The following is a 19,865-nucleotide window of genomic DNA, read 5'->3' on the forward strand; positions in this document are numbered from 1 at the left end:
TTTCATTCAGCGCTCGGCTGATGAGTGTTCAGCGGCGGTCCAGCGCCTGGCTTTCCAGGTAGCGCCGGCGCTGGAAGAACACCAGCATGGCCACCACGATCAAGGCCATGCTGCCCATCGTCAGCCAGAATCCGACCGCGTTTTTCAGCAAGGGCATCACTTCGAAGTTCATGCCGAAGATTCCGGTGATCAAGGTCAGCGGCATGAACAATGCAGTGATGACGGTCAGCGTGCGCATGATTTCATTGGTGCGGTGGGCGACCGCGGAAAAGTGGATTTGCACCGCCGATTCGATCGACGATTCCAGCCGGCGCGCGTGGTTCAAGACCCGCGTAATGTGTTCCATGACGTCGTTGATGCGTACCAGCAGCAAGTCCTTGGCGCGGCTGATTTCGATGCCGTCGTCGATGTCGACGAAGTAATCGCGCAGCTCCTGCATGGCGTCGTGCTGTTCTTCGCACAGGTTTTCCAGCTTGCGCAACTCAATCCGCGCATCCAGCAGCGCCATCCAGTCCTTGAACGGCCGGCGCGGATCCAGCAGGGCGCGCTGCCAGCGGTCCAGCTGCGTGGTCAGGGGCTGGCGCAGGTCTAGGTACTGGTCCACCATGGCGTTGATCAGGCGCAGCAGCAAGTCTTCCGGCGAGGCGGGCAGGCGTATCGCATGCGGCGTCTTTTCCGTCTTGTTGCACAGATCCAGCAGGCGCGTGCGCGTGGCGTCGATGGTGCGGCTGTAGCGTTCGTGGACGGTGACCAGGGCGTGATCCATGATCAGGAAGGTGACCGGCTGGGTAGCCAGCTTGCTCAGGGCCGCCGGAATCTTGCGTTTGCCGCCTTCGTCGGCTGCTGCTGCCGGTGCTGCGGCGGACTTGTCCTCGCTGCCTGCCGGCGCCTGGGAATTGCCGTTGCCTGCCGCGCCGTTCAGCATCAGCTTGCGGAACACCACCATGCCGTAATCCTGGGTCGAATCGAAATACGAAGGATGATTCGGATTGAGGGTGTCGGTCATGTGCGGATCGTAGATCTGCACACCGGTGGCGCGCTCGATGGCGCCGCGCCAGGCTTCGGGGTCGGCGGCTACTTCTTCGTGGGTGGCGTCGATCCAGAGAAAACCCTTGAGCGGCACGGCGTCCGGGATTTCCTGGCTTTGGCTGACCTGGTTGTCACTGATGAGAAAGATGTCCATGCATTATCGATGAGCGTTTAAATATGGGCCAGAGCGCAATCATCGAAGCTAGCGATAGCAGGATAATGGCGCCCAGCATAAGCGGTGTCAGGGATACCGCGCCGAACCATGCCCTGGCAAGCCACACGCCGAGGCTGGTAGCGCCCAGGCGTATCGCTTCCAGCGCGATGTAGCGCGGCCGCATCTCCATCAGGCCGCCGACTACCCACAGTCCCGCGGTCAGCCAGGCGGCATAACCCAGTCCGGCAAGCCATGGCATGGCTACCTGCGCCGCCAGGAAATGGGTGGTGACCAGCAGCAGGATGGCGAACTGCAGCAGACAATAGACCTGCGCGGCGCGACTTAGTTGCGGATGATACAGCGGCCGGGCGATATCGAAGGACACACTCGGCCAGTTTGCAGCGACATCGGCGGGACGCCAGCCCGGCGCGGCGAGCCAGACGCGCAGCTTGTCGCGCCAGTGCTGCGTGCGCCAGGCATCCAGCCACAACGTCTTATACACTTCAACGTTGGCCCACAACGGATTCCAGCTGCGCAGCGGACTGCGTGTCCCATACACCACCGGCTCCTGCGCGCGTTCTTCAATGAAGCTGCCGAACAGGCGGTCCCACAGGATCAGGATGCCGCCGTAATTCTTGTCCAGATAGATGTCGTTGACGCCATGATGCACGCGGTGATTCGAAGGTGTCACAAACACCCGGTCCAGCCAGCCCAGCTTGCCGATCTGCTGCGTATGGACCCAGAACTGGTACAGCAGATCGATCAGCGCCAGCGCCGCAAATACTTCCACTGGATAGCCCAGTAGCGCCATCGGCACATAGAAAATCCAGCCCAGGATCGGTCCGCTGCTGGTCTGGCGCAATGCGGTGGAAAGATTGTAGTCCTCGCTCTGATGATGCACCACGTGCGCGGCCCACAAGACGTTGACTTCATGGCCGCAGCGGTGCAGCCAGTAGTAGCAGAGGTCGTACAGCAGCAAGCCGGAGAGCCAGACCCAGATGCTGCCGGTTGGCAGCTTGAACAATGCGATATGGCTCGCCAGCCAGGCGTAGATGCCAACCCGCAGCACCTGCATGAAGACGCCGGAAACCTGGCTGAGGACGCCGAGGCTGATGCTGTTGATGGCGTCGTTGAGGCGATAGGTGTTACGTCCCCGCCACAGGCCCACAAGCAGCTCGATGAAGATCAATAGAAAGAACACTGGCGTCGCCAGCGTGATCACCTTCTCTTGCATGCCGCTCTCCTCGTCGCCCTGTCGGCGCTGCTTATTATTTGAAGGCATGGCGAGCGCTGCCGGTGTGCGCCGCTAATAATGCGCATGTAATCGTCAACCGAACAGCCTGACGATTACATGCGCTTGCGCTCAGCCTTTTTTCAGGTGGCGCGCAATATCCAGTGCGAAGTAAGTCAGCACGCCATCCGCGCCGGCGCGCTTGAACGCCAGCATGGCTTCCATCATGGTTTTGTCGTGATCCAGCCAGCCGTTCTGCGCGGCGGCCTTGATCATCGCGTACTCGCCGCTGACCTGGTAGGCAAAGGTCGGCACCTTGAATTCATCTTTCACGCGGCGCACGATATCCAGGTAAGGCATGCCAGGCTTGACCATCACCATGTCGGCGCCTTCCGCCAGGTCCAGCGCGACTTCATGCAAGGCTTCGTTGCTGTTGGCCGGATCCATCTGGTAAGTATTCTTGTTGCTCTTGCCCAGCGTGGCGGAAGAACCGACGGCATCCCGGAACGGGCCGTAGAAGGCCGATGCATACTTGGCCGAATAAGCCATGATGCGGGTGTAGATATGATGATGTGCTTCCAGCGCATTGCGCACCGCGCCGATGCGGCCATCCATCATGTCGGACGGCGCCACGATGTCGACGCCGGCCTCGGCCTGGGTCAGCGCCTGCTTGACCAGGATCGCGCAGGTTTCGTCGTTCAAGACATAGCCGTCCGCATTCAGCACGCCGTCCTGGCCGTGGCTGGTGTAGGGATCGAGCGCGACGTCGGTGAGGATGCCGAGTTCAGGAAAGCGCTGTTTCAGCTCGCGCACCGCGCGCGGGATCAGCCCTTGCGGATTGGTGGCTTCGATGCCGTCCGGTGTTTTCAGGGACGGATTGATCACCGGGAACAAAGCCATGACCGGTATGCCCAGTGCTACGCACTCTTCCGCCACATTTAACAGCAAGTCAATTGACAGCCGTTCAACACCCGGCATTGAATTGATTTTCTCGCGCTGATTTTTGCCGTCCAGAATGAAGACCGGATAAATCAGGTCCGCGGTGGTGATGACGTTTTCCCGCATCATGGCGCGCGAAAACGCATCTTTACGCATGCGGCGCATGCGGATGGCGGGGAACTGGGCGGTTTTATGTGAATGTGGCATAGCGGTTTTTGAGATATCGGGTGGATGGGAGCGACCTTGCATACAGGCATCGCTAATATTTTCGTCGAAAATAAAAAAATTCGTGAACTTTTTCAGTCTCTACCGGCTCCTAGCAATAGGTGCATCATTCGCCTCCCGCTTCCCTCCCTGAGCGGGGCCGTATCGCTTTTGGTGATAAGGCATTGTGCCCTGGAGATATTCCCCTTTCTCCAGGGCTTTTTTATGTTTAGCACACAGACTAAACAGAGCTGTCTTCTTCCCCCGCCGCATCATCAGAATCATTTCCGCCTGCGGTCAGATTATTCAGGCCGGCCAGTTCCACGATCTTGTCGTTCGCTTCTTCCAGGCCATTGCGGTTCAGCGCCGAAAACAATTGCACGGTGAACGGCAGCTGCTCATTGTTCTCGTTAACATAGCTTGCCAGGAAGGTGCGCGCCTGTCGCAAGGCGTTGGTGGCGTCGTTGCGGTTAAGTTTATCCGACTTGCTCAAGATGCAATGGATGGGCTTGCCGGTAGGTGCAAACCATTCAACCATCTGGACGTCGAGTTCGGTGAAGGGGCGGCGCGAGTCGACGATCAGCACCAGCGCGGCCAGCTGCTCGCGGCGGCGCACGTAGTCGCCCAGCAATTGTTGCCAGTGCAGCTTGGCGGAACCGGACACCTCGGCATAGCCGTAACCGGGCAAGTCGACCAGCAGGGCGCGGATCTCGTCGATCTTGGTTTCATCCTTGCGGTGCTGGCCGACGTGGGCGCCGCCTATGGAAAAATAATTGATGTGCTGGGTGCGGCCGGGAGTCTTGGACGCAAAAGCCAGCTTCTTCTGGTTGCACAAAAGGTTGATGGCGGTCGACTTGCCGGCGTTGGAACGGCCGGCGAAAGCGATCTCGGGTACTTGCAAGGTTGGCAAGTCACGAAGATGATTGACCGTGGTAAAGAAGCGGGCTTGCCAAAGTAGGGACATGGAATGAGCAGAAAATGCGGTAAGGGGAGGCAAAAATGCCGGAAAGCTATTGTACAATAAGGGGTTATGTACTGCTGTTTCGCTTGGCGTGTGTGTGCAATTAATGGCTTTTGGGAGTCGGGCAATCGATTGATATGGCTGGGGTCGCCCCAGTATGGTACCCATCAGGGCAGAATTCTAAAATCAAGTCAGGGTGTTTGAATGAACCGTGCGTTTTTTCCAGTAGTGAAAGCTTTCTTCATTGCAGTTGTCGCGCTTTCTACCGCCGCCCATGCAGCGGACGAACCAAAAGCGGCGCCTGCCAAAGCCGATCCAGCCAAGGGCGAAGCACTCTATACGAATGGCGACCCGGCCCGTAACATCACCGCCTGTATCTCTTGCCACGGCGCCGCCGGCGCATCGACCATCAGCGCCAACCCGAAACTGGGTGGCCAGCACGATGCATACATTCATAAGCAACTGACCAATTTCCAGGGCGCCGACCGCAATAATCCGATCATGTCGCCGCTGGCCAAGCTGCTGACCGACGATGAAATGAAAAACATCGCCGCTTACCTGAATGCGCAACCGGCCAAGCCGGGCGCTGCCAAGGACAAGGATACGCTGGCTCTGGGCAAAAAAATCTATCGCGGCGGCATCGCTGAAAAGAGCGTGCCGGCCTGCGCAGGCTGCCACAGCCCGAACGGCGCCGGCATTCCGGCCCAGTTCCCGCGCATCGGCGGCCAGCACCAGGATTATACCGTGACCGAGCTGACCAATTTCCGCACCGGCGCGCGCAAGAACGGGCCGATGATGACGACCATCGCCAAGCGCATGTCTGACGATGAAATCAAAGCGGTAGCCGATTATATCGCCGGCCTGAAGTAACAAAATAATAATAAAAAATGCATTCAGGGGTGGCCTAGGCCACCCCTTTTTCTTTTCAAAAAGACAAACAGGCTATGAGCACAAGCAACAACGAAAACGCAAGTAACGACATCAGCACCGCCGGGATACAGCTGAAGACCAGCCGCCGCTGGCTGGCGGACGCAGTTGAATTATTGTCATCGATGCGCTTTGCCATCAGCTTGCTGACAATTATTGCGGTGGCTTCGGTGATCGGCACAGTGCTCAAGCAAAACGAGCCGATGCCGAACTACGTCAACCAGTTTGGCCCCTTCTGGTTCGAAGTGTTCGGCAAGCTAGGTTTGTACGCGGTGTATTCGTCCTGGTGGTTCCTGCTGATCATGACCTTCCTGGTGATCTCGACCTCGCTGTGTATCGCCCGCAATGCGCCGAAGATGCTGAAAGACATGCGTAGCTGGCGTGAAAACGTGCGTGAGCAATCACTGCGCAATTTTCATCACAAGGCGGAATGGACTTCGACGACCGCGCCAGCGGTGCTGGCCCAGCAACTGGTGGCGCGCATCGCCGCCAAGGGCTACAAGACCAAGCTGGTGGCCAAGGACAACGCCACGTTGATCACCGCCAAGCAAGGCGCGGCCAACAAATGGGGTTATATCTTTGCTCACAGCGCCATCGTGATCATCTGCATAGGCGGTTTACTGGATTCGGACCTGCCGATCCGCGCGCAGCAATGGATCTACGGCAAGACACCGTTCAACGGTAACGGCGTCATCGCGGAAATCCCGGCGGAACACCGGCTCGGACTGGGCAACCCGACTTTCCGCGGCAATACCCTGATACCGGAAGGTTCTGCCAGCAGCACCGCCATCATCCCGCAAAAGGATGGCGTGATGATCCAGGACCTGCCGTTCACCATCCAGCTGAAGAAGTTCATCATCGATTTCTACAGTACCGGCATGCCCAAGCTGTTCGCCAGCGAAGTGGTGATCAAGGATAATGCCGACGGCCATACTTTCCCGGCCACCATCAGGGTCAACCAGCCCCTGATCTACAAGGGCATCGCGGTGTACCAGTCCAGCTTCGAAGACGGCGGCAGCAAGCTCAGGTTGACTGCTTATCCGATGACGGGTGCTGCCGCGACCACTTTCCCGGTCAGCGGCGAGGTCAACGGCAGCACGGCCCTGGCCAATCCTGCGTTAGCCAGCCACGGTAATAACGACTATACGATTGAATGGTCTGGTTTCCGCCCGTTTAACGTGGAGAATATGGCTCAGTCGGGAGACGATCTGCGTGCCGTGACCAAGTCCAAGAGCCTCAACCAGCGCTTGAGCGACGATCTGAGCAGCCATCTTGGCAATGCGGCAAAAAGCGCCCTCAAGAAGGATTTGCGGAATGTCGGCCCGAGCGTGCAATACAAGCTGCGCGACAAGACTGGCCAGGCGCGTGAATTCAGCAACTACATGCAGTCGATCAAGGTCGACGATGCCTATGTCTTCCTGGCCGGCGTGCGCGACGCGCCGGACGAACCGTTCCGCTACCTGCGGATGCCGGCCGATGACGAAGACAGCTTGCAGGAGTGGATGCGCTTGCGCGCCGCCCTGATGAGTCCGGAGCTGCGCGCGGCTGCCGCCCATCGCTATGCGCAGCGCGCGATTCCGGAGAGCCGGGAAGGCATCGCCACCCTGCGCGTGCAGCTGGAGCAATCGGCATTGCGCGGCTTGTCCTTGTTCGCCGGCGACGGCAAAGAAGCTGGCTACATGGCGATTTCCAGGTTCCTGGAGCAGGTGCCGCAGCAGGAGCAGGAAAAGGCCGCGGATATCTTCATGAAGATCCTCAACGGCAGCATGTGGGATCTGTGGCAGGTTGCACGCGAGAAAGATGGATTGAAGGAATTGTCAGCCAATGACAAGCATGCGCGCTTCCTGCAGCTGAGCACCAATGCACTGTCGGATGCAAGCTTCTATAATGCACCTGTGTATCTGCAGATGACCGGCTTTGACGAAATCAAGGCATCGGTATTCCAGGTCACCCGCTCGCCAGGCAAGAAGGTAGTCTACCTGGGCTGCCTGCTGCTGGTGCTGGGCGTGTTCTCGATGCTGTACGTGCGTGAGCGCAGGCTGTGGGTATGGGTCCGTCCCGACAGGGATGCGGCCGACGGCTCGCACGCGCTGATGGCAATGAGTTCACAGCGCAAGACGCTGGATTTTGAAAAAGAATTTGAAGTGTTGAAAACACAATTGATGCAGGCAGAAGCGCAGCCGAAGGCCTAGGAGTCTTACCGATGCTGGCGCTGCACCGCAAATAAAAAGATGGACGTTCCGCTGCGATTTTGGGATTTTCCGCGCAAGAGCTGAACGATATGGAGAAGATGATGGAACTGACGCAAACGTATTCCCCGCCTGGCAGCTTTTTCAAGCGGCTATCCGTGATTGACTGGCTGTTCGCCATCGCACTGGTGGCCGCCTCGCTGTTCGCCCTGAACCGCTACGGCAGCCATATGGATTACTACGAGAAAGGCGTGCTGGTGCTGGCCGGCCCGACTTTCGCCTGGCTCGGCTGGCACTGGAAATCGGTGCGCTGGCTGATGGCCCTGCTGGCGGTGCTGTCGCTGTCGGCCATCGCCATGTACGGCGGCGTGCTCGACATGGCCAACCAGAAATTCTTCCTCAAATACATGCTTTCCAGCCAGTCGGCGATCCTGTGGATGAGCACCTTGTTTTTCCTGTCGACCCTGTTCTTCTGGGGCGGTTTGATCACGCGTTCGGATTTTGGCGCCTCGATCGGCTCCAAGCTGTGCTGGGCGGCGGTGGTGATGGGCTTTACCGGCATGCTGGTGCGCTGGTACGAGTCCTACCTGATCGGCGCCGATATCGGCCACATCCCGATTTCCAACCTGTACGAAGTGTTCGTCCTGTTCAGCCTGATCACCGCTCTGTTCTACCTCTACTACGAACAGCATTACCGCACCCGCCAGCTGGGCGCCTTTGTCCTGCTGGTGATCTCGGCCGCGGTCGGTTTCCTGCTGTGGTACATGGTGTCGCGCGACGCCGCGGAGATCCAGCCGCTGGTGCCGGCGCTGCAAAGCTGGTGGATGAAAATCCATGTGCCGGCCAACTTCATCGGCTACGGCACTTTCGCGCTGTCGGCGATGGTGGCGGTGGCCTACTTGCTGAAATCGCATGGCTACCTGGTCGACCGCCTGCCGGCGCTGGAAGTGCTGGACGATGTCATGTACAAGGCGATCGCGGTCGGCTTCACCTTCTTCACCATCGCCACCATCCTCGGCGCCCTGTGGGCGGCGGAAGCATGGGGCGGCTACTGGTCCTGGGATCCGAAAGAAACCTGGGCGCTGATTGTCTGGCTGAATTACGCGGCCTGGCTGCACATGCGCCTGATGAAGGGTTTGCGCGGCCACATTGCGGCCTGGTGGGCGCTGATCGGTTTGCTGGTGACCACTTTTGCTTTCCTCGGCGTGAACATGTTCCTGTCCGGCCTGCATTCTTACGGAGAACTGTGAACGGATGACGAAGCCAGCAGCAGATTCAAGCAATGCGCCGGTAGAGCTGGTGATTTTCGATTGCGACGGCACCCTGGTCGATAGTGAAACGGTGGCAACCGATGTGATGGTGGACTATCTGGCCGAGCTTGGCATGCAGCTGTCGGCCGAGGTCGCGCTGGCGCGCTTCAAGGGTGGCCGCATGGCCGATTGCGTGGCCGAACTGGAACAGATGTTCGGTCGCTCCCTGCCGGCCGATTTCACCAAGGTCTTGCGCGATCGCATCGCTCCGGTGCTGCACCGGCGCCTGCTGCCTATCGATGGCGCGCTGGAATTGGTGCAATCGCTGAAAGTCCCGTTCTGCATGGCCTCCAACGGTCCTTTGCACCAGATCAAGGTGTCGCTCAGCGTCACCGGTCTCTGGCCTTACTTCGAAGGCCGCATCTTCAGCGCCTACGAAGTCGGTTCCTGGAAACCGGCGCCGGACCTGTTCCTGCATGCCGCCAGGACCATGGGCGTCGAACCTTCCCGCTGTGCCGTAGTCGAAGATAGCCTGCCGGGCGTGCAAGCCGGGGTTGCTGCCGGCATGCAGGTATTTGCCTTGCAGCCGGAGCAGGTGGAAGCACAGCTTCCACGCCAGGCAACCATCATTTCCCGGCTGGCGGAACTGCACGACCATATCCAAATTTCGGGATAAGCGGTTTTCCTGCGCGTCTGTAAGGAATCGTCAGCTTATCTGACTAAGCTTAATCTTTACCTTGCAGGAGCATCACATGCCGCTATATCGCCGCCCCAATGGAATCGACCTGCCGTTTGCTTCCGAAATCACGCCGCGGGAAATATTCGAATCGCGCCGCAGCTTTATCAAGCAGATGGCCGTAGGCGCCGCCGGTGCCGGCTCGCTGTTGCAATTGAGCGGCGGCGAAGCCTGGGCGCAAAGCGGCGACGGCCAGAGGCTGGCGGCCAAGCCTAACCAGGCGTATGTCGTCATGGACAAGGCAACGTCCTATAAAGACGCCACCACCTATAATAATTTTTACGAATTCGGCACCGATAAATCCGATCCGGCCGAAAACGCCGGCAGCCTGAAAACACGGCCCTGGACGATCGCGATCGAGGGTGAGGTCAAGAAGCCGTTGACGCTGGATATCGACAGCCTGCTGAAGCTGGCGCCGCTGGAAGAGCGCATCTACCGGCTGCGCTGTGTCGAAGGCTGGTCGATGGTGATCCCCTGGATCGGTTATTCCCTGGCGGCGCTGATCAAGAAAGTCGAGCCGACCGCCAACGCCAGATATGTCGAATTCACGACGCTGGCCGATAACCGCCAGATGCCGGGTCTGCGTGCGCCGGTGCTGGAGTGGCCCTATGTGGAAGGCTTGCGCATGGATGAAGCCATGCATCCGCTGGCCCTGCTGACCTTCGGCATGTACGGCCAGGTCTTGCCGAACCAGAGCGGGGCGCCAGTGCGCATGGTGCTGCCGTGGAAATACGGTTTCAAATCGGCCAAGTCTATCGTCAAGATCCGCTTCCTCAAAGACCAGCCGAGGACCGCATGGAATATCGCCGCGGCGCGCGAGTATGGCTTTTATTCAAACGTGAATCCGGACGTCGATCATCCGCGCTGGTCGCAAGCCTCCGAGCGCCGCATCGGCGAAGACGGTTTCTTCGCGAAGAAGCGCAAGACGCTGATGTTCAACGGCTATAACGAGGTCGCTTCGCTATATTCGGGCATGGACCTGAAGAAGTACTTTTAAGGACGGGCCGCTGCTTATGTTCAATCCCGCTCCCAAGCAATTCAAATTCATCAAGGCCTTGCTGTTCGCGCTGGCTTTGCTGCCCGCGCTGCGCTTGCTGGTGTCTGGTTTCACCGGCGGGCTGGGCGCCAATCCGATCGAATTCATCACCCGCAGCAGCGGCGACTGGACGCTCTATTTTCTTTGCATCACGCTGGCGGTGACGCCGCTGCGGCGCTTCACCGGCTGGAACTGGTTGATCAAACTGCGCCGCATGCTGGGTTTGTTTGCCTTTTTCTACGCTAGCCTGCACTTCACGACCTTCCTCTGGTTCGATCATTTCTTCGACCTTGGCGAGATGCTCAAGGATGTCGTCAAGCGGCCGTTCATCACGGTCGGCTTCATCGCCTTCGTGCTGCTGCTGCCGCTGGCGCTGACTAGCACCAACGGCATGATCCGCCGCCTCGGCGGCAAGCGCTGGCAGTGGCTGCATCGCAGCCTGTATGCGATTGCGATGCTGGGGATCTTGCATTTCTGGTGGATGCGTGCAGGCAAGCACAATTTTGAAAAGCCGATCCTGTTCGGCACTATCGTCGCCGCGCTGCTGCTGGTGCGTGTGTATTTTGCCTGGCGCAGCCGCAGCGCCGGCGCCGCCAAATCGCCTGTGGCGGTTCAGAAGCGCCAGGTAACGCCGACGCCAACCTGACGATGGGTCTGGGCCGCGCAAGGGCCGCAGCCGATGCCGAATTTCAGTCCCAGATCGAGGTCGAGATTCGGCGTCGGCGAATACACGGCGCCGGTCAATAGATAACCGGGGTTGCTGCTGGCATGCTGGTCGCCGTTGGTGTCGCTGGCGCGCTCGGTATTGCTGAGGATGCCGCCATCCAGCACTAGGCTCCACTTGGGATTCAGTTCATATAAGGCATAGCCTGACAAACGCCACTGCACGGTGCGGTTGGCTTGCTGATCGCTGGCCAGGCGAAAGCGGTTGTAATACGCGGCCAGGTTGCCGCTGAAAGCCCAGTCGCCGCTTTGATAGCTGCTGATCAGTATCAGCGACATGCTGGTGGCGCCGCGCCCCAGGCCACGGTTGGGATCGCCGCTGGGAAACGTTATCTCAGGCTTTACCCCGAAGCTGAAGTCATCGCGCTCCAGCAGCCGCCACTTCATCCCCACTGCCACGTCATTGATGCCCGACGGCTGCGACAGCGTTGCCGGCGGATTGACATAGATGTCGAGGTTTTTCAGCAAGCCATAGCTGTAGGTAAAGTTGGCGACATGCGTATGCACGTCGTTCTGGCGCAGCCAGTCGGTGTTCAGTTCAAGCTGCTGGTGGCCCTTGTCCTGGGTGTTGGTGTCATCGGTCAGCAGCGGATGGTTGGCGTGGGCCGGCGGCAGCAGGAAGCAGGACGAGATGGCGGCAAGCGCCAGCCTGCGCATCGCCGTCCTGTCGTTGGCAGGGCGCACGTTCAAGCCAGCAATGATTCCAGCGCAAACAGATCGGCCGGATTTTCGCGCTGCCGTATCAGATGCACTTGCTCGCCGTCGACCATCACTTCCGCCGCACGGCCGCGCGTGTTGTAGTTGGAGGACATGGTCATGCCGTAAGCGCCGGCCGACATCAGCGCCAGCAGGTCGCCGGCTTCAATCGCCAGCGGCCGCGAGCGCGCCAGCCAGTCGCCGGATTCGCATACCGGCCCGACCACGTCATACACCTGCTCCGCGCTGCTGCGCCGGGCCACGGTCTGCACGCCGTGCCAGGCTTCGTACATGGCTGGCCGCATCAGGTCGTTCATGGCGGCGTCGACGATGGCGAAATTCTTGGCCTCGGAATGCTTCAGGTACTGGATCTCGGTCAGCAGGATGCCGGCGTTGCCGACAATCGAGCGGCCTGGTTCAAACAGCACCTTGATAGTCGCGCCCTGGTATTTGTCCTGGCGCCAGGCAGCGATGCGGGCAAACAGGCGGCCCAGGTAATCGCCGACGGCGACCGGTTGTTCATCGTCGTAAGTGATGCCGATGCCGCCGCCGATATCCAGGTGATGCAGGTGGATGCCTTCGCTGGCCAGTTGGTCGACCAGTTCGATCAGCTTGTCGAGCGCTTCCAGCAATGGCGCATCGTCCAGCAGCTGCGAGCCGATATGGCAGTCGATGCCGGCCACCTCGATATGCGGCAGGGCGGCGGCAGTACGGTAGCAGGCCAGCGCGTCCTCGTAAGCCACGCCGAACTTGTTTTCCTTGAGGCCGGTGGAAATGTAGGGATGGGTCTTGGCGTCGACGTTGGGATTGACGCGCAGCGAAATGGCGGCGCGCTTGCCCATGGCCGCCGCCACTTCATTCAGGCGGTGCAGTTCCGGGATCGACTCGACGTTGAAACACAGGATGTCATGCGATAGCGCCAGGCGCATTTCCTCGCGCGACTTGCCGACGCCGGAGAAAATTACTTTGCGAGGATCTCCGCCAGCCGCGATTACGCGCAATAATTCGCCACCCGAGACGATATCGAAACCGGAACCGAGGCGGTTTAGCAGCTGCAGCACCGCCAGGTTGGAGTTGGATTTCACTGAATAGCAGATCAGGCTGCTGTCCGGCGCCGGGCTATGCTGCTTGCATGCATCCGCGTAGGCGGAGAAATTCGCCGTCAGCGCAGCCTTGGAGTAGACATAGGTCGGGCTGCCAAATTGCTGGGCAATAGCGTTCAGGGCGACGTTTTCAGCGTGCAGGATGTCATTTTTGTATGAAAAATACGACATGGAGGCTGCTTATTTGGTAACAGGCGTGGCTGGCGTATCAGGCGTTTCCTGCGGAACCGGATTGACGGGCGCAGGAGTTGTCTTTGGAGCAACACTCGGCTGCGCCGGCGCCGTTCTGACGATCGGCGGCGGCAGCGCCGCCGGCATGAATAGCGGGCCTTTTTGGCCGCATGCCGTCAGGGTGAGCGGGATGGCGATCAGCGCCATCATGGTAGTACGCGACAAATCAAAAATGGGCTTCACGGATTAGAATCACAGTTTAACGAAACGGATTGGAGTGTAGCATGACAGAATCAGAATTCCTGGCGGCGGCGGAGTCGGCTTTAGGCAAGATCGAAATGGCGCTGGAGCGGGCCGCTGACGATACTGACCTGGATGTAGAGTGTAAGCGCAGCGGCAATGTGCTGGAGATCGAATTTATCGATAATGGCAGCAAGATTATCGTCAACAGCCAGGCGCCGATGCAGGAATTGTGGATAGCCGCCAAATCCGGCGGTTTCCATTACAGGCAAAAAGGCGGCGTCTGGCTCAATACGCGCGACGGTTCGGAGTTTTTTGCCGCATTGTCGACCATGATCAGCTCCCAGGGAGGCGTACCGATAGTGCTGTAAATTTTTTCTTGCCCCGGGCCGGGCAAGGGATTTCTCAGGGTGCATTTGTCGTAAGATACGGACAATACCATGTTGTTTTGTTACGCTCGTTTGCCGGCTGTGCCATGGCTTGCCTAGAGTCTGGAAGAACTGGGTCAAGGAGAGTTGTTTAACGCTGCTCAACTATCGATAGCCACCAATGAACACGAGAATAACCCTGGGTTCGCAACAACAAAGCGATGGTAGCTCTGCCTGCGGCGGAACGGGCGCGCATCGATCTCCATCTTTCATGAAGCAAGGGGCCGCCTCCGTCTTTTTGACGGGCGTATTGCTGGCCGTGATCGGACCGGCACAGGCAGCCACTCCGCCCGCCGTAGTTGGGGCTGCCAGCCAGGGCGAGCGGGTAAATGCCGCCCAGCCTGAAGCGCCCAGGCACTGGGCGGCGGACACCAGCAATGGATGCAAGGTATGGAGCCCGGAGCCGATTGGCGGCGAGATCACGGTGCGCTGGAGCGGGCCCTGCGAAAACGATCTGGCGCAAGGTCCGGGAACCGTGCGCTGGCTGAACAACACTAAGCAGGTGGCGGAACTGACCGGCACCATGGTGCGGGGAAAGCTGCGCGGCCACACTACCGGCGTTGAAGAACCGGGCAACCGTTTTGACGGCATGTTCATTGAGTCCCTGCCGGAGGGCGAAGGCAAGGCCAGCTTCGCCGACGGCTCGATCTATAACGGCGAATGGCATCGCGGCCGTCAGTTTGGCTACGGGATCATGACGTTTCCGCCGGCGCACCCGCAATACCAGGAGATGCTGCGCGACGGCAAAGGCAGGAGAGCAGAAAACGGCGCCTACGTGCTGCGAGGCTGGTGGGAAGGGAAAACCTTCATCATTCCGTGCGACAGCGAAGAGGAGTGCGAGAAGGCCGTGGTAGCCATGACGACGCGCGAGCAAGCCGCCGCGGCTGCCAAGGCCGGTACTCCTGCAACACCGCCGCCGCCGACGACGCCAGCTGCGACGGCCGCCCCGGCCGTAGAACCGGCCGCGGCGCCCGCGCAGCCGATGCCGGCAACCCCAACTCCAACGGTCGAGCCAGCTGCTGTGACACCGGTGCCGGTGTCGCCTGCGATGGAGCCGCTCATGCCGCCGGTATCGCCGGCGCCGGCAACTCCTGCGGCCCCGGTCACGGAACCGGTGCCTCCGCCAGGCGCCCCTGACGTCGAGCCTGCGGCAGTGCCGGCGGCAACTGCGCCCGCGCCAGAACAGCCGGCCATGCCGCAGGTGTTGCCTGAGCCGGCAGCCACCGCGCCCGTTGTCGCTGAACCGGTGTCTGCCCCCGGCGCCGCTGACGTTGGGCCTGCAGCAATGCCTGCTGCAACTGCACCGGCGTCAGAGCCGCCGGCCATGGAACCTGCCGCCGCACCGCCAACCCCGGTTGCCGATCCCGCCAGCGACCCTGCGGTTCCGGCCGTTCCTGAGGCCAAGCCCGCTGTCGAGCCGGAAACCGCCACGCCTGCCACTTCGGATGCCGGACTCGGCGCCCGACTCATTACAAACGGATTTAGCTGATGACGCATGCACCAGATATTCTTGCAACAAGCAGATTAAGTAATTCAACGAGTTTAAGCAGCGCATGCTGGCAGCCCTGGCTGGCATTGCTTTGCACAGTTCTGTGGATGACGCCAGCCGCGCATGGACAAATGCGCGCCGACCTGCCGGGCAACAAGGCCGCTGCCGCCGGACCGAAAAACCTGCTGGCGGAAGCCGCCCGCAGCGTCGGCGTCAAACAGTGCCAGCCGGCGATCAACCGCCTGTCGGCATTAGCCATCAGCGGCACCGGCGCCCATGATGTGCTGGTCGACTGGGACCGCGCCCATCCTGACAAGGGGCCGTTCTTTTCGCTTACCGGCATCGAATATGCTGGTGCTTCGGCAGCAGTGTCGATCACGGCGGTACCGCAGGATGGGGGCGCCTGTTCGGTCTCCGCCGAACGCATTTCGATTGCTCCCTACTCATGCAAGAGCATTGCCGAGACCGAGCTGAAAGGATACAGCGCTACACCATTGCTGCCGACCTTTACGGTGTATGTGTCGCCTACCGAACCGGGCGGCTCGGTATCGCTGGTGGATTCGCCGCCGGGCTGCCTGATCATTCGGCGCTATGTACAGTACAACTGGACCGAGCAGACAAAAATGTCGGTGCCGGCACATAAGTGATGCCCCTGCGTGACGCCCTTGCTTACCCAATATGAATTTTTTATTTGAATCAGCGCTATGAACTCTTCACCTCGCACTGTGCGGATCGGCATCACCATCGGCTTGCACCAGGAAAACGAATCCCTGTGGAACAATGGCATCAAGCAGAATGCCGTGTACCTGGCCGAAGCATTGAAGCATTGTCCCAGCGTGGCCTCGGTGCACCTGGTGAACACCACGGCGGTCGCCATCACTGCGGCCTTGCCTTGGGATCAGGCGCGCTGGCCGACGGTGGCCTTCGAGCAGGCCAAGGATAATCTGGATGTGCTGATTGAACTCGGCGGCCAGGTCAGCGCCGACCAGACCGTTTACCTGAAGACGCAAGGATGCCGCCTGATATCTTACTGTTGCGGTTTCGAATACGTGCACGTGATGCAATCGATCCTGTTCAACCGGCCGCTATGGGGATACGACTTGTTCGTCAACCAGCGCTACGACGCCATCTGGATGGTGCCGCAGGTCGCCACCAACAGCCAGTCCTACTTCGAAACTTTGCGCCGCCGGCCGGCGCAGGTGGTGCCGTTCGTATGGGATCCGATCTTCGTCGATCAGCGCAGCCAGGGATTTGAAAACCATGGTGAATACCGCCCGCGCGCCGCCGGCGCCAAGCGCTTAACCGTGATGGAGCCGAATAACGATATCGTGAAATTCTGCATGTATCCGGCCTTCATCGCGGAGGAAGCCTATCGGCAGCGGCCGCAAGACATCGAGGTCCTGCAGGTGACCAATGCCGAGCGGCTGGCGCGGGAAAGCAAGGAATTCATCGCGGTGATGAACCAGCTGGATATCGTGCGCCAGCACAAGGCGGTGTTCCTCGGGCGGTACGATACCCCGCAATTCCTTAGCGAGATGACCGATGTGGTGATTTCCCACCAGATCGAGAATGCCCTGAATTATTTTTACTTCGACGTCTGCTGGCAAGGTTATCCGCTGGTGCATAACGCTTACATGTGCAGCGATCTCGGCTACTACTATGAAGGCAACAGCGTGCAAAGCGGCTGCCGCCAGCTGCTGGAGGTTCTGACGACACACGATCAAGGCTGGCAGGAGTATCTGGCGCGCCAGCGGCAAGTGCTGAGCCGCTATCTGCCGGGCTGCCCGCAGGTGACGGCCGAGTATGAGCGTTTGCTGGTGGCTTTGCTGCAACAACCGATGGCATGACCGGATGGTTTCTCATTTTTCCTATTCAGAATTGCATGAAACAGGACAAGCCGTCTTCTTAAAGTCGATGTGGTAGGGTGGGTACTCCGTGCCCACGCGGTGCCGCAGACATTTGTGTCCCGGACATTCGCGTGGCGGGTGCCGTTCACTCGGTCCGCGTGGGCACGGAGTGCCCACCCTACGGGGGGATGTGTCGTGATTGAAGAAAGTATCGATAACCCATGAAAAAAATCAATGTAGGCGTTTCCGTCTTCGTCGTCCAGGGAGCGCAGATCTGGTCGAATGGCCTCAACCAGAACCTGGCGTTCCTGGTGATGCTGCTGCAGCAGAGTCCGCAGGTCGGCAAGGTGTTCCTGCTGAACGGCGGCGACCTTGACCAGATGCCGGCGGATATGGGGCTGGAAGGTCTTAACGCTCCGCTGGTGAAGCCAGCTGATGTCACCCACGAGCTGGACGTGGTCATCGAAATGGGCGCCCAGCTGCCGCTGCCATGGCTGCACCATGTGCGTGCCTTGGGCGTCAAGATCATCACGTTTTTCGTCGGCCATACTTATGCCGACAATGCCGAGGCACCGATGTTCGACGGTCCCAGCGGTCAGATTTTCAATGGTACGCCGTGGCATGAAATCTGGACCCTGCCGCACCACATGAAAGCCAGCGGACCGCTGCTGCGCACGGTGTCGCGGGTGCCGGTGATTGCGGTGCCGCACATCTGGTCGCCGCTGTTCATCCAGAAGCAGATCGACGCGCTTGAAAAGGATGGCCATCAGTTCGGCTATCAGCCCGCTAGCGGCGCCGACCGGCCGGGCTGGCGCACCGCGATTTTCGAGCCGAATATTTCCGTCGTCAAAAGCGGCTTTATCCCGATGCTGGTGTGCGAACAGGCCTACCGCCTGGACCAGCGTTCGGTGAGCATGATGATGGTGATGAATACGGTGCAGATGAAAGAGCATCCTACTTTCAACCGCTTCGCCGTCAATCTCGACCTGACCCGCGACCACAAGGCTTCTTACGAACCGCGCGTGGCCTTTGTCGAATGCATGGCGCAGCACAAGATGAATGCGGTGGTGTCGCACCAATGGGAATGCGGCTTGAATTATCTCTACTACGACGCCTTGTACGGCGGCTATCCGCTGATCCACAATTCGGAGTATCTGGCAGCCGACGGCATCGGCATCTACTATCCGCATTTCGAAGCCAGCATCGGCGGCCAGGCCTTGCTCGACGCCTGGCGCCAGGAGCCGGAATTCTGGGACGACTATAAGAAGGCCGGTGCAGCCTACCTGCGCAAGCTCGATCCTGCACACCCTGATAACGTGGATGCATTTGTGAAAAGACTTCAATTCAGCGTGGAGGGCAAGCTATGAGCGATCCTCTTCCGCAACGTAAACTACGCGTAGGCGTCACCCTGTATGTGCGTTCGGGGCAGCAATCGATATGGGAAAACGGCATTTTCCAGAACTGCGCCTTCCTGGTGCAGCTGTTCAATCAGTCGCCGGCGGTCGAGCAGGCGGTGCTGGTGCTGGATGGTTCCACCGAACAAGTCAGCGACGCCATGATGCTGGGCGACCTGGGGATAAGGATGATCGGCCTGGAAGAGGCCATGAATACGCTGGATGTGGTGGTTGAGATGAGCGCCCAGCTGAGCGAAGAGTGGGTGCGCCAGTTCCGCGAGCGCGGTGGCCGCTATGCCTGGATGCGGGTCGGCAACGACTACGTGATCGATATCGAGCGCGCCATGTTCAACAAGCCGCACGGCGGCCTGTGCAGCGACAAGCCCTACGACGCCGTGTGGACCCTGCCGGAGTACGAACGCAGCTGCAAGGATTACTTCGGCCTGACGGCGCGTGCGCCGGTGCATATCGTGCCGCATTTGTGGACACCGCTGTTTTTTGCCAAAGGCATCGCCACCTTGCCGGCGCATCTCAGCTATGGCTACCAGCCGGGCAAGCCGCGCTGGCGGGTCTGCAGTTTCGAGCCGAATGTCTGTATGGTGAAAACTTCGCTGCTGCCGATGCTGGCCTGCGAAGAAGCGTACCGTGCGCAGCCGGCTTTCCTTGAATATCTGCGGGTCTGCAATACCTTGCACTTGAAAGAGCACCTCAAGTTTTCGCATTTCGCCCGTTCGCTGGATGTGGTCAACCATGGCTTGGCTTCGTTCGAGGGTCGCTTTGCAGTGTATGAGTTCATGGCTAACTATGGCGACTGCATCATTTCCCACCATTGGGAAAACGGCCAGAATTATCTGTACTACGAAGCCTTGTACGGCGGCTATCCATTGATCCACAACTCGGAATTCATCAAGGATTACGGCTACTACTATCCGGAATTCGATTCCTACGAGGGCGGGCAGGCGGTATTGCGGGCGTTTGCCACGCATGATGCGCAGCTGGAGGACTACCGGCGCAATGCGCAGACCTTGCTGCGTGCGCTGGATGTCAGCCTGCCGGAGAATATAGAGATTTATACCCGGCGCTTGCTGGACCTGTATTCAAATTAAAGCTGCCAGGGC

At 59.5% G+C, this 19,865-nt stretch carries 19 protein-coding genes; 12 read left to right on the top strand and 7 right to left on the bottom strand.

What is annotated here, in order from left to right; genetic code table 11:
* Positions 1 to 28 precede the first annotated feature (28 nt).
* The 4 genes from BCF11_RS12950 to yihA all read right to left on the bottom strand — a co-directional run bounded on the left by BCF11_RS12950 (position 29) and on the right by yihA (position 4,521).
* Entirely contained in the window at positions 29 to 1,183 is a 1,155-nt protein-coding gene (locus BCF11_RS12950; RefSeq protein ID WP_098495086.1) for a magnesium transporter CorA family protein, read from the bottom strand.
* Positions 1,161 to 2,465: a sterol desaturase family protein gene (locus BCF11_RS12955; protein ID WP_233212469.1), complete on the bottom strand. Its 1,305-nt coding sequence runs from the start codon at positions 2,463 to 2,465 to the stop codon at positions 1,161 to 1,163. The genes BCF11_RS12950 and BCF11_RS12955 overlap by 23 nt, the downstream gene beginning before the upstream one ends.
* 81 nt (positions 2,466 to 2,546) lie before the next feature.
* On the bottom strand, positions 2,547 to 3,560 hold the full coding sequence (gene hemB / locus BCF11_RS12960; protein WP_098495088.1) for a porphobilinogen synthase: 1,014 nt from the start codon (positions 3,558 to 3,560) through the stop codon (positions 2,547 to 2,549).
* 238 nt (positions 3,561 to 3,798) lie between these two features.
* Positions 3,799 to 4,521 carry a ribosome biogenesis GTP-binding protein YihA/YsxC gene (gene yihA, locus BCF11_RS12965; protein WP_098495089.1) on the bottom strand — a complete coding sequence of 241 codons (723 nt, stop codon included), beginning with the start codon at positions 4,519 to 4,521 and terminating at the stop codon, positions 3,799 to 3,801.
* A 201-nt stretch (positions 4,522 to 4,722) separates the two neighbouring features.
* On the opposite strand from yihA, the gene BCF11_RS12970 reads away from it, so the two are divergent.
* The 6 genes from BCF11_RS12970 (at position 4,723) to BCF11_RS12995 (ending at position 11,302) form a co-directional block, all read left to right on the top strand.
* Positions 4,723 to 5,388 carry a cytochrome c gene (locus BCF11_RS12970; RefSeq protein WP_098495090.1) on the top strand — a complete coding sequence of 222 codons (666 nt, stop codon included), beginning with the start codon at positions 4,723 to 4,725 and terminating at the stop codon, positions 5,386 to 5,388.
* Between the two features lie 74 nt (positions 5,389 to 5,462).
* Positions 5,463 to 7,637 carry a cytochrome c biogenesis protein ResB gene (locus BCF11_RS12975; protein ID WP_098495091.1) on the top strand — a complete coding sequence of 725 codons (2,175 nt, stop codon included), beginning with the start codon at positions 5,463 to 5,465 and terminating at the stop codon, positions 7,635 to 7,637.
* A gap of 101 nt (positions 7,638 to 7,738) precedes the next feature.
* Positions 7,739 to 8,884, top strand: a complete 1,146-nt coding sequence (ccsB, locus tag BCF11_RS12980; protein ID WP_098497480.1) for a c-type cytochrome biogenesis protein CcsB — start codon at positions 7,739 to 7,741, stop codon at positions 8,882 to 8,884.
* Positions 8,885 to 8,888: 4 nt separating this feature from the next.
* Positions 8,889 to 9,560, top strand: a complete 672-nt coding sequence (locus BCF11_RS12985) for an HAD family phosphatase (protein WP_098495092.1) — start codon at positions 8,889 to 8,891, stop codon at positions 9,558 to 9,560.
* Between the two features lie 76 nt (positions 9,561 to 9,636).
* Positions 9,637 to 10,617, top strand: a complete 981-nt coding sequence (msrP, locus tag BCF11_RS12990) for a protein-methionine-sulfoxide reductase catalytic subunit MsrP (RefSeq protein ID WP_098495093.1) — start codon at positions 9,637 to 9,639, stop codon at positions 10,615 to 10,617.
* Positions 10,618 to 10,633: 16 nt separating this feature from the next.
* Positions 10,634 to 11,302, top strand: coding sequence for a sulfite oxidase heme-binding subunit YedZ (locus BCF11_RS12995; RefSeq protein WP_098495094.1), 669 nt, complete (start codon positions 10,634 to 10,636; stop codon positions 11,300 to 11,302).
* On the opposite strand, the gene BCF11_RS13000 is transcribed toward BCF11_RS12995, so the two are convergent.
* From BCF11_RS13000 to BCF11_RS28640, 3 genes are read right to left on the bottom strand one after another with little or no spacing between them, the layout of a single operon-like run.
* The gene (locus tag BCF11_RS13000; protein WP_233212677.1) at positions 11,269 to 12,063 is read right to left on the bottom strand and encodes a transporter; all 795 of its coding nucleotides are present in this window, start codon (positions 12,061 to 12,063) and stop codon (positions 11,269 to 11,271) included. The two genes, BCF11_RS12995 and BCF11_RS13000, sit on opposite strands and share 34 nt — an antisense overlap.
* A gap of 2 nt (positions 12,064 to 12,065) precedes the next feature.
* Positions 12,066 to 13,349 (bottom strand): diaminopimelate decarboxylase, encoded by a 1,284-nt coding sequence (gene lysA, locus BCF11_RS13005; protein WP_098495095.1) that lies wholly within the window; start codon positions 13,347 to 13,349, stop codon positions 12,066 to 12,068.
* Between the two features lie 9 nt (positions 13,350 to 13,358).
* Positions 13,359 to 13,559, bottom strand: coding sequence for a lipoprotein (locus BCF11_RS28640; RefSeq protein WP_098495096.1), 201 nt, complete (start codon positions 13,557 to 13,559; stop codon positions 13,359 to 13,361).
* Positions 13,560 to 13,633: 74 nt separating this feature from the next.
* Here BCF11_RS28640 and cyaY point away from each other — a divergent pair, with 74 nt between their 5' ends.
* The 6 genes from cyaY (at position 13,634) to BCF11_RS13040 (ending at position 19,853) form a co-directional block, all read left to right on the top strand.
* Entirely contained in the window at positions 13,634 to 13,960 is a 327-nt protein-coding gene (cyaY, locus tag BCF11_RS13015) for an iron donor protein CyaY (RefSeq protein WP_098495097.1), read from the top strand.
* 268 nt (positions 13,961 to 14,228) lie between these two features.
* A complete protein-coding gene (locus BCF11_RS13020) occupies positions 14,229 to 15,506 on the top strand; it encodes a hypothetical protein (protein WP_098495098.1) in 1,278 nt (425 codons plus the stop codon).
* A gap of 107 nt (positions 15,507 to 15,613) precedes the next feature.
* Positions 15,614 to 16,153: a hypothetical protein gene (locus BCF11_RS13025; RefSeq protein WP_233212471.1), complete on the top strand. Its 540-nt coding sequence runs from the start codon at positions 15,614 to 15,616 to the stop codon at positions 16,151 to 16,153.
* A 57-nt stretch (positions 16,154 to 16,210) separates the two neighbouring features.
* Positions 16,211 to 17,353 (top strand): DUF2827 domain-containing protein, encoded by a 1,143-nt coding sequence (locus tag BCF11_RS13030; protein WP_098495100.1) that lies wholly within the window; start codon positions 16,211 to 16,213, stop codon positions 17,351 to 17,353.
* A gap of 221 nt (positions 17,354 to 17,574) precedes the next feature.
* On the top strand, positions 17,575 to 18,720 hold the full coding sequence (locus BCF11_RS13035; protein WP_098495101.1) for a DUF2827 domain-containing protein: 1,146 nt from the start codon (positions 17,575 to 17,577) through the stop codon (positions 18,718 to 18,720).
* On the top strand, positions 18,717 to 19,853 hold the full coding sequence (locus BCF11_RS13040) for a DUF2827 domain-containing protein (protein ID WP_098495102.1): 1,137 nt from the start codon (positions 18,717 to 18,719) through the stop codon (positions 19,851 to 19,853). Before BCF11_RS13035 ends, BCF11_RS13040 begins: the two co-directional genes overlap by 4 nt.
* The last annotated feature ends 12 nt before the right edge of the window (positions 19,854 to 19,865 follow it).

The sequence above is a fragment of the Collimonas sp. PA-H2 genome (assembly GCF_002564105.1).
In the GTDB taxonomy this organism is placed as follows: Bacteria; Pseudomonadota; Gammaproteobacteria; order Burkholderiales; family Burkholderiaceae_D; genus Collimonas.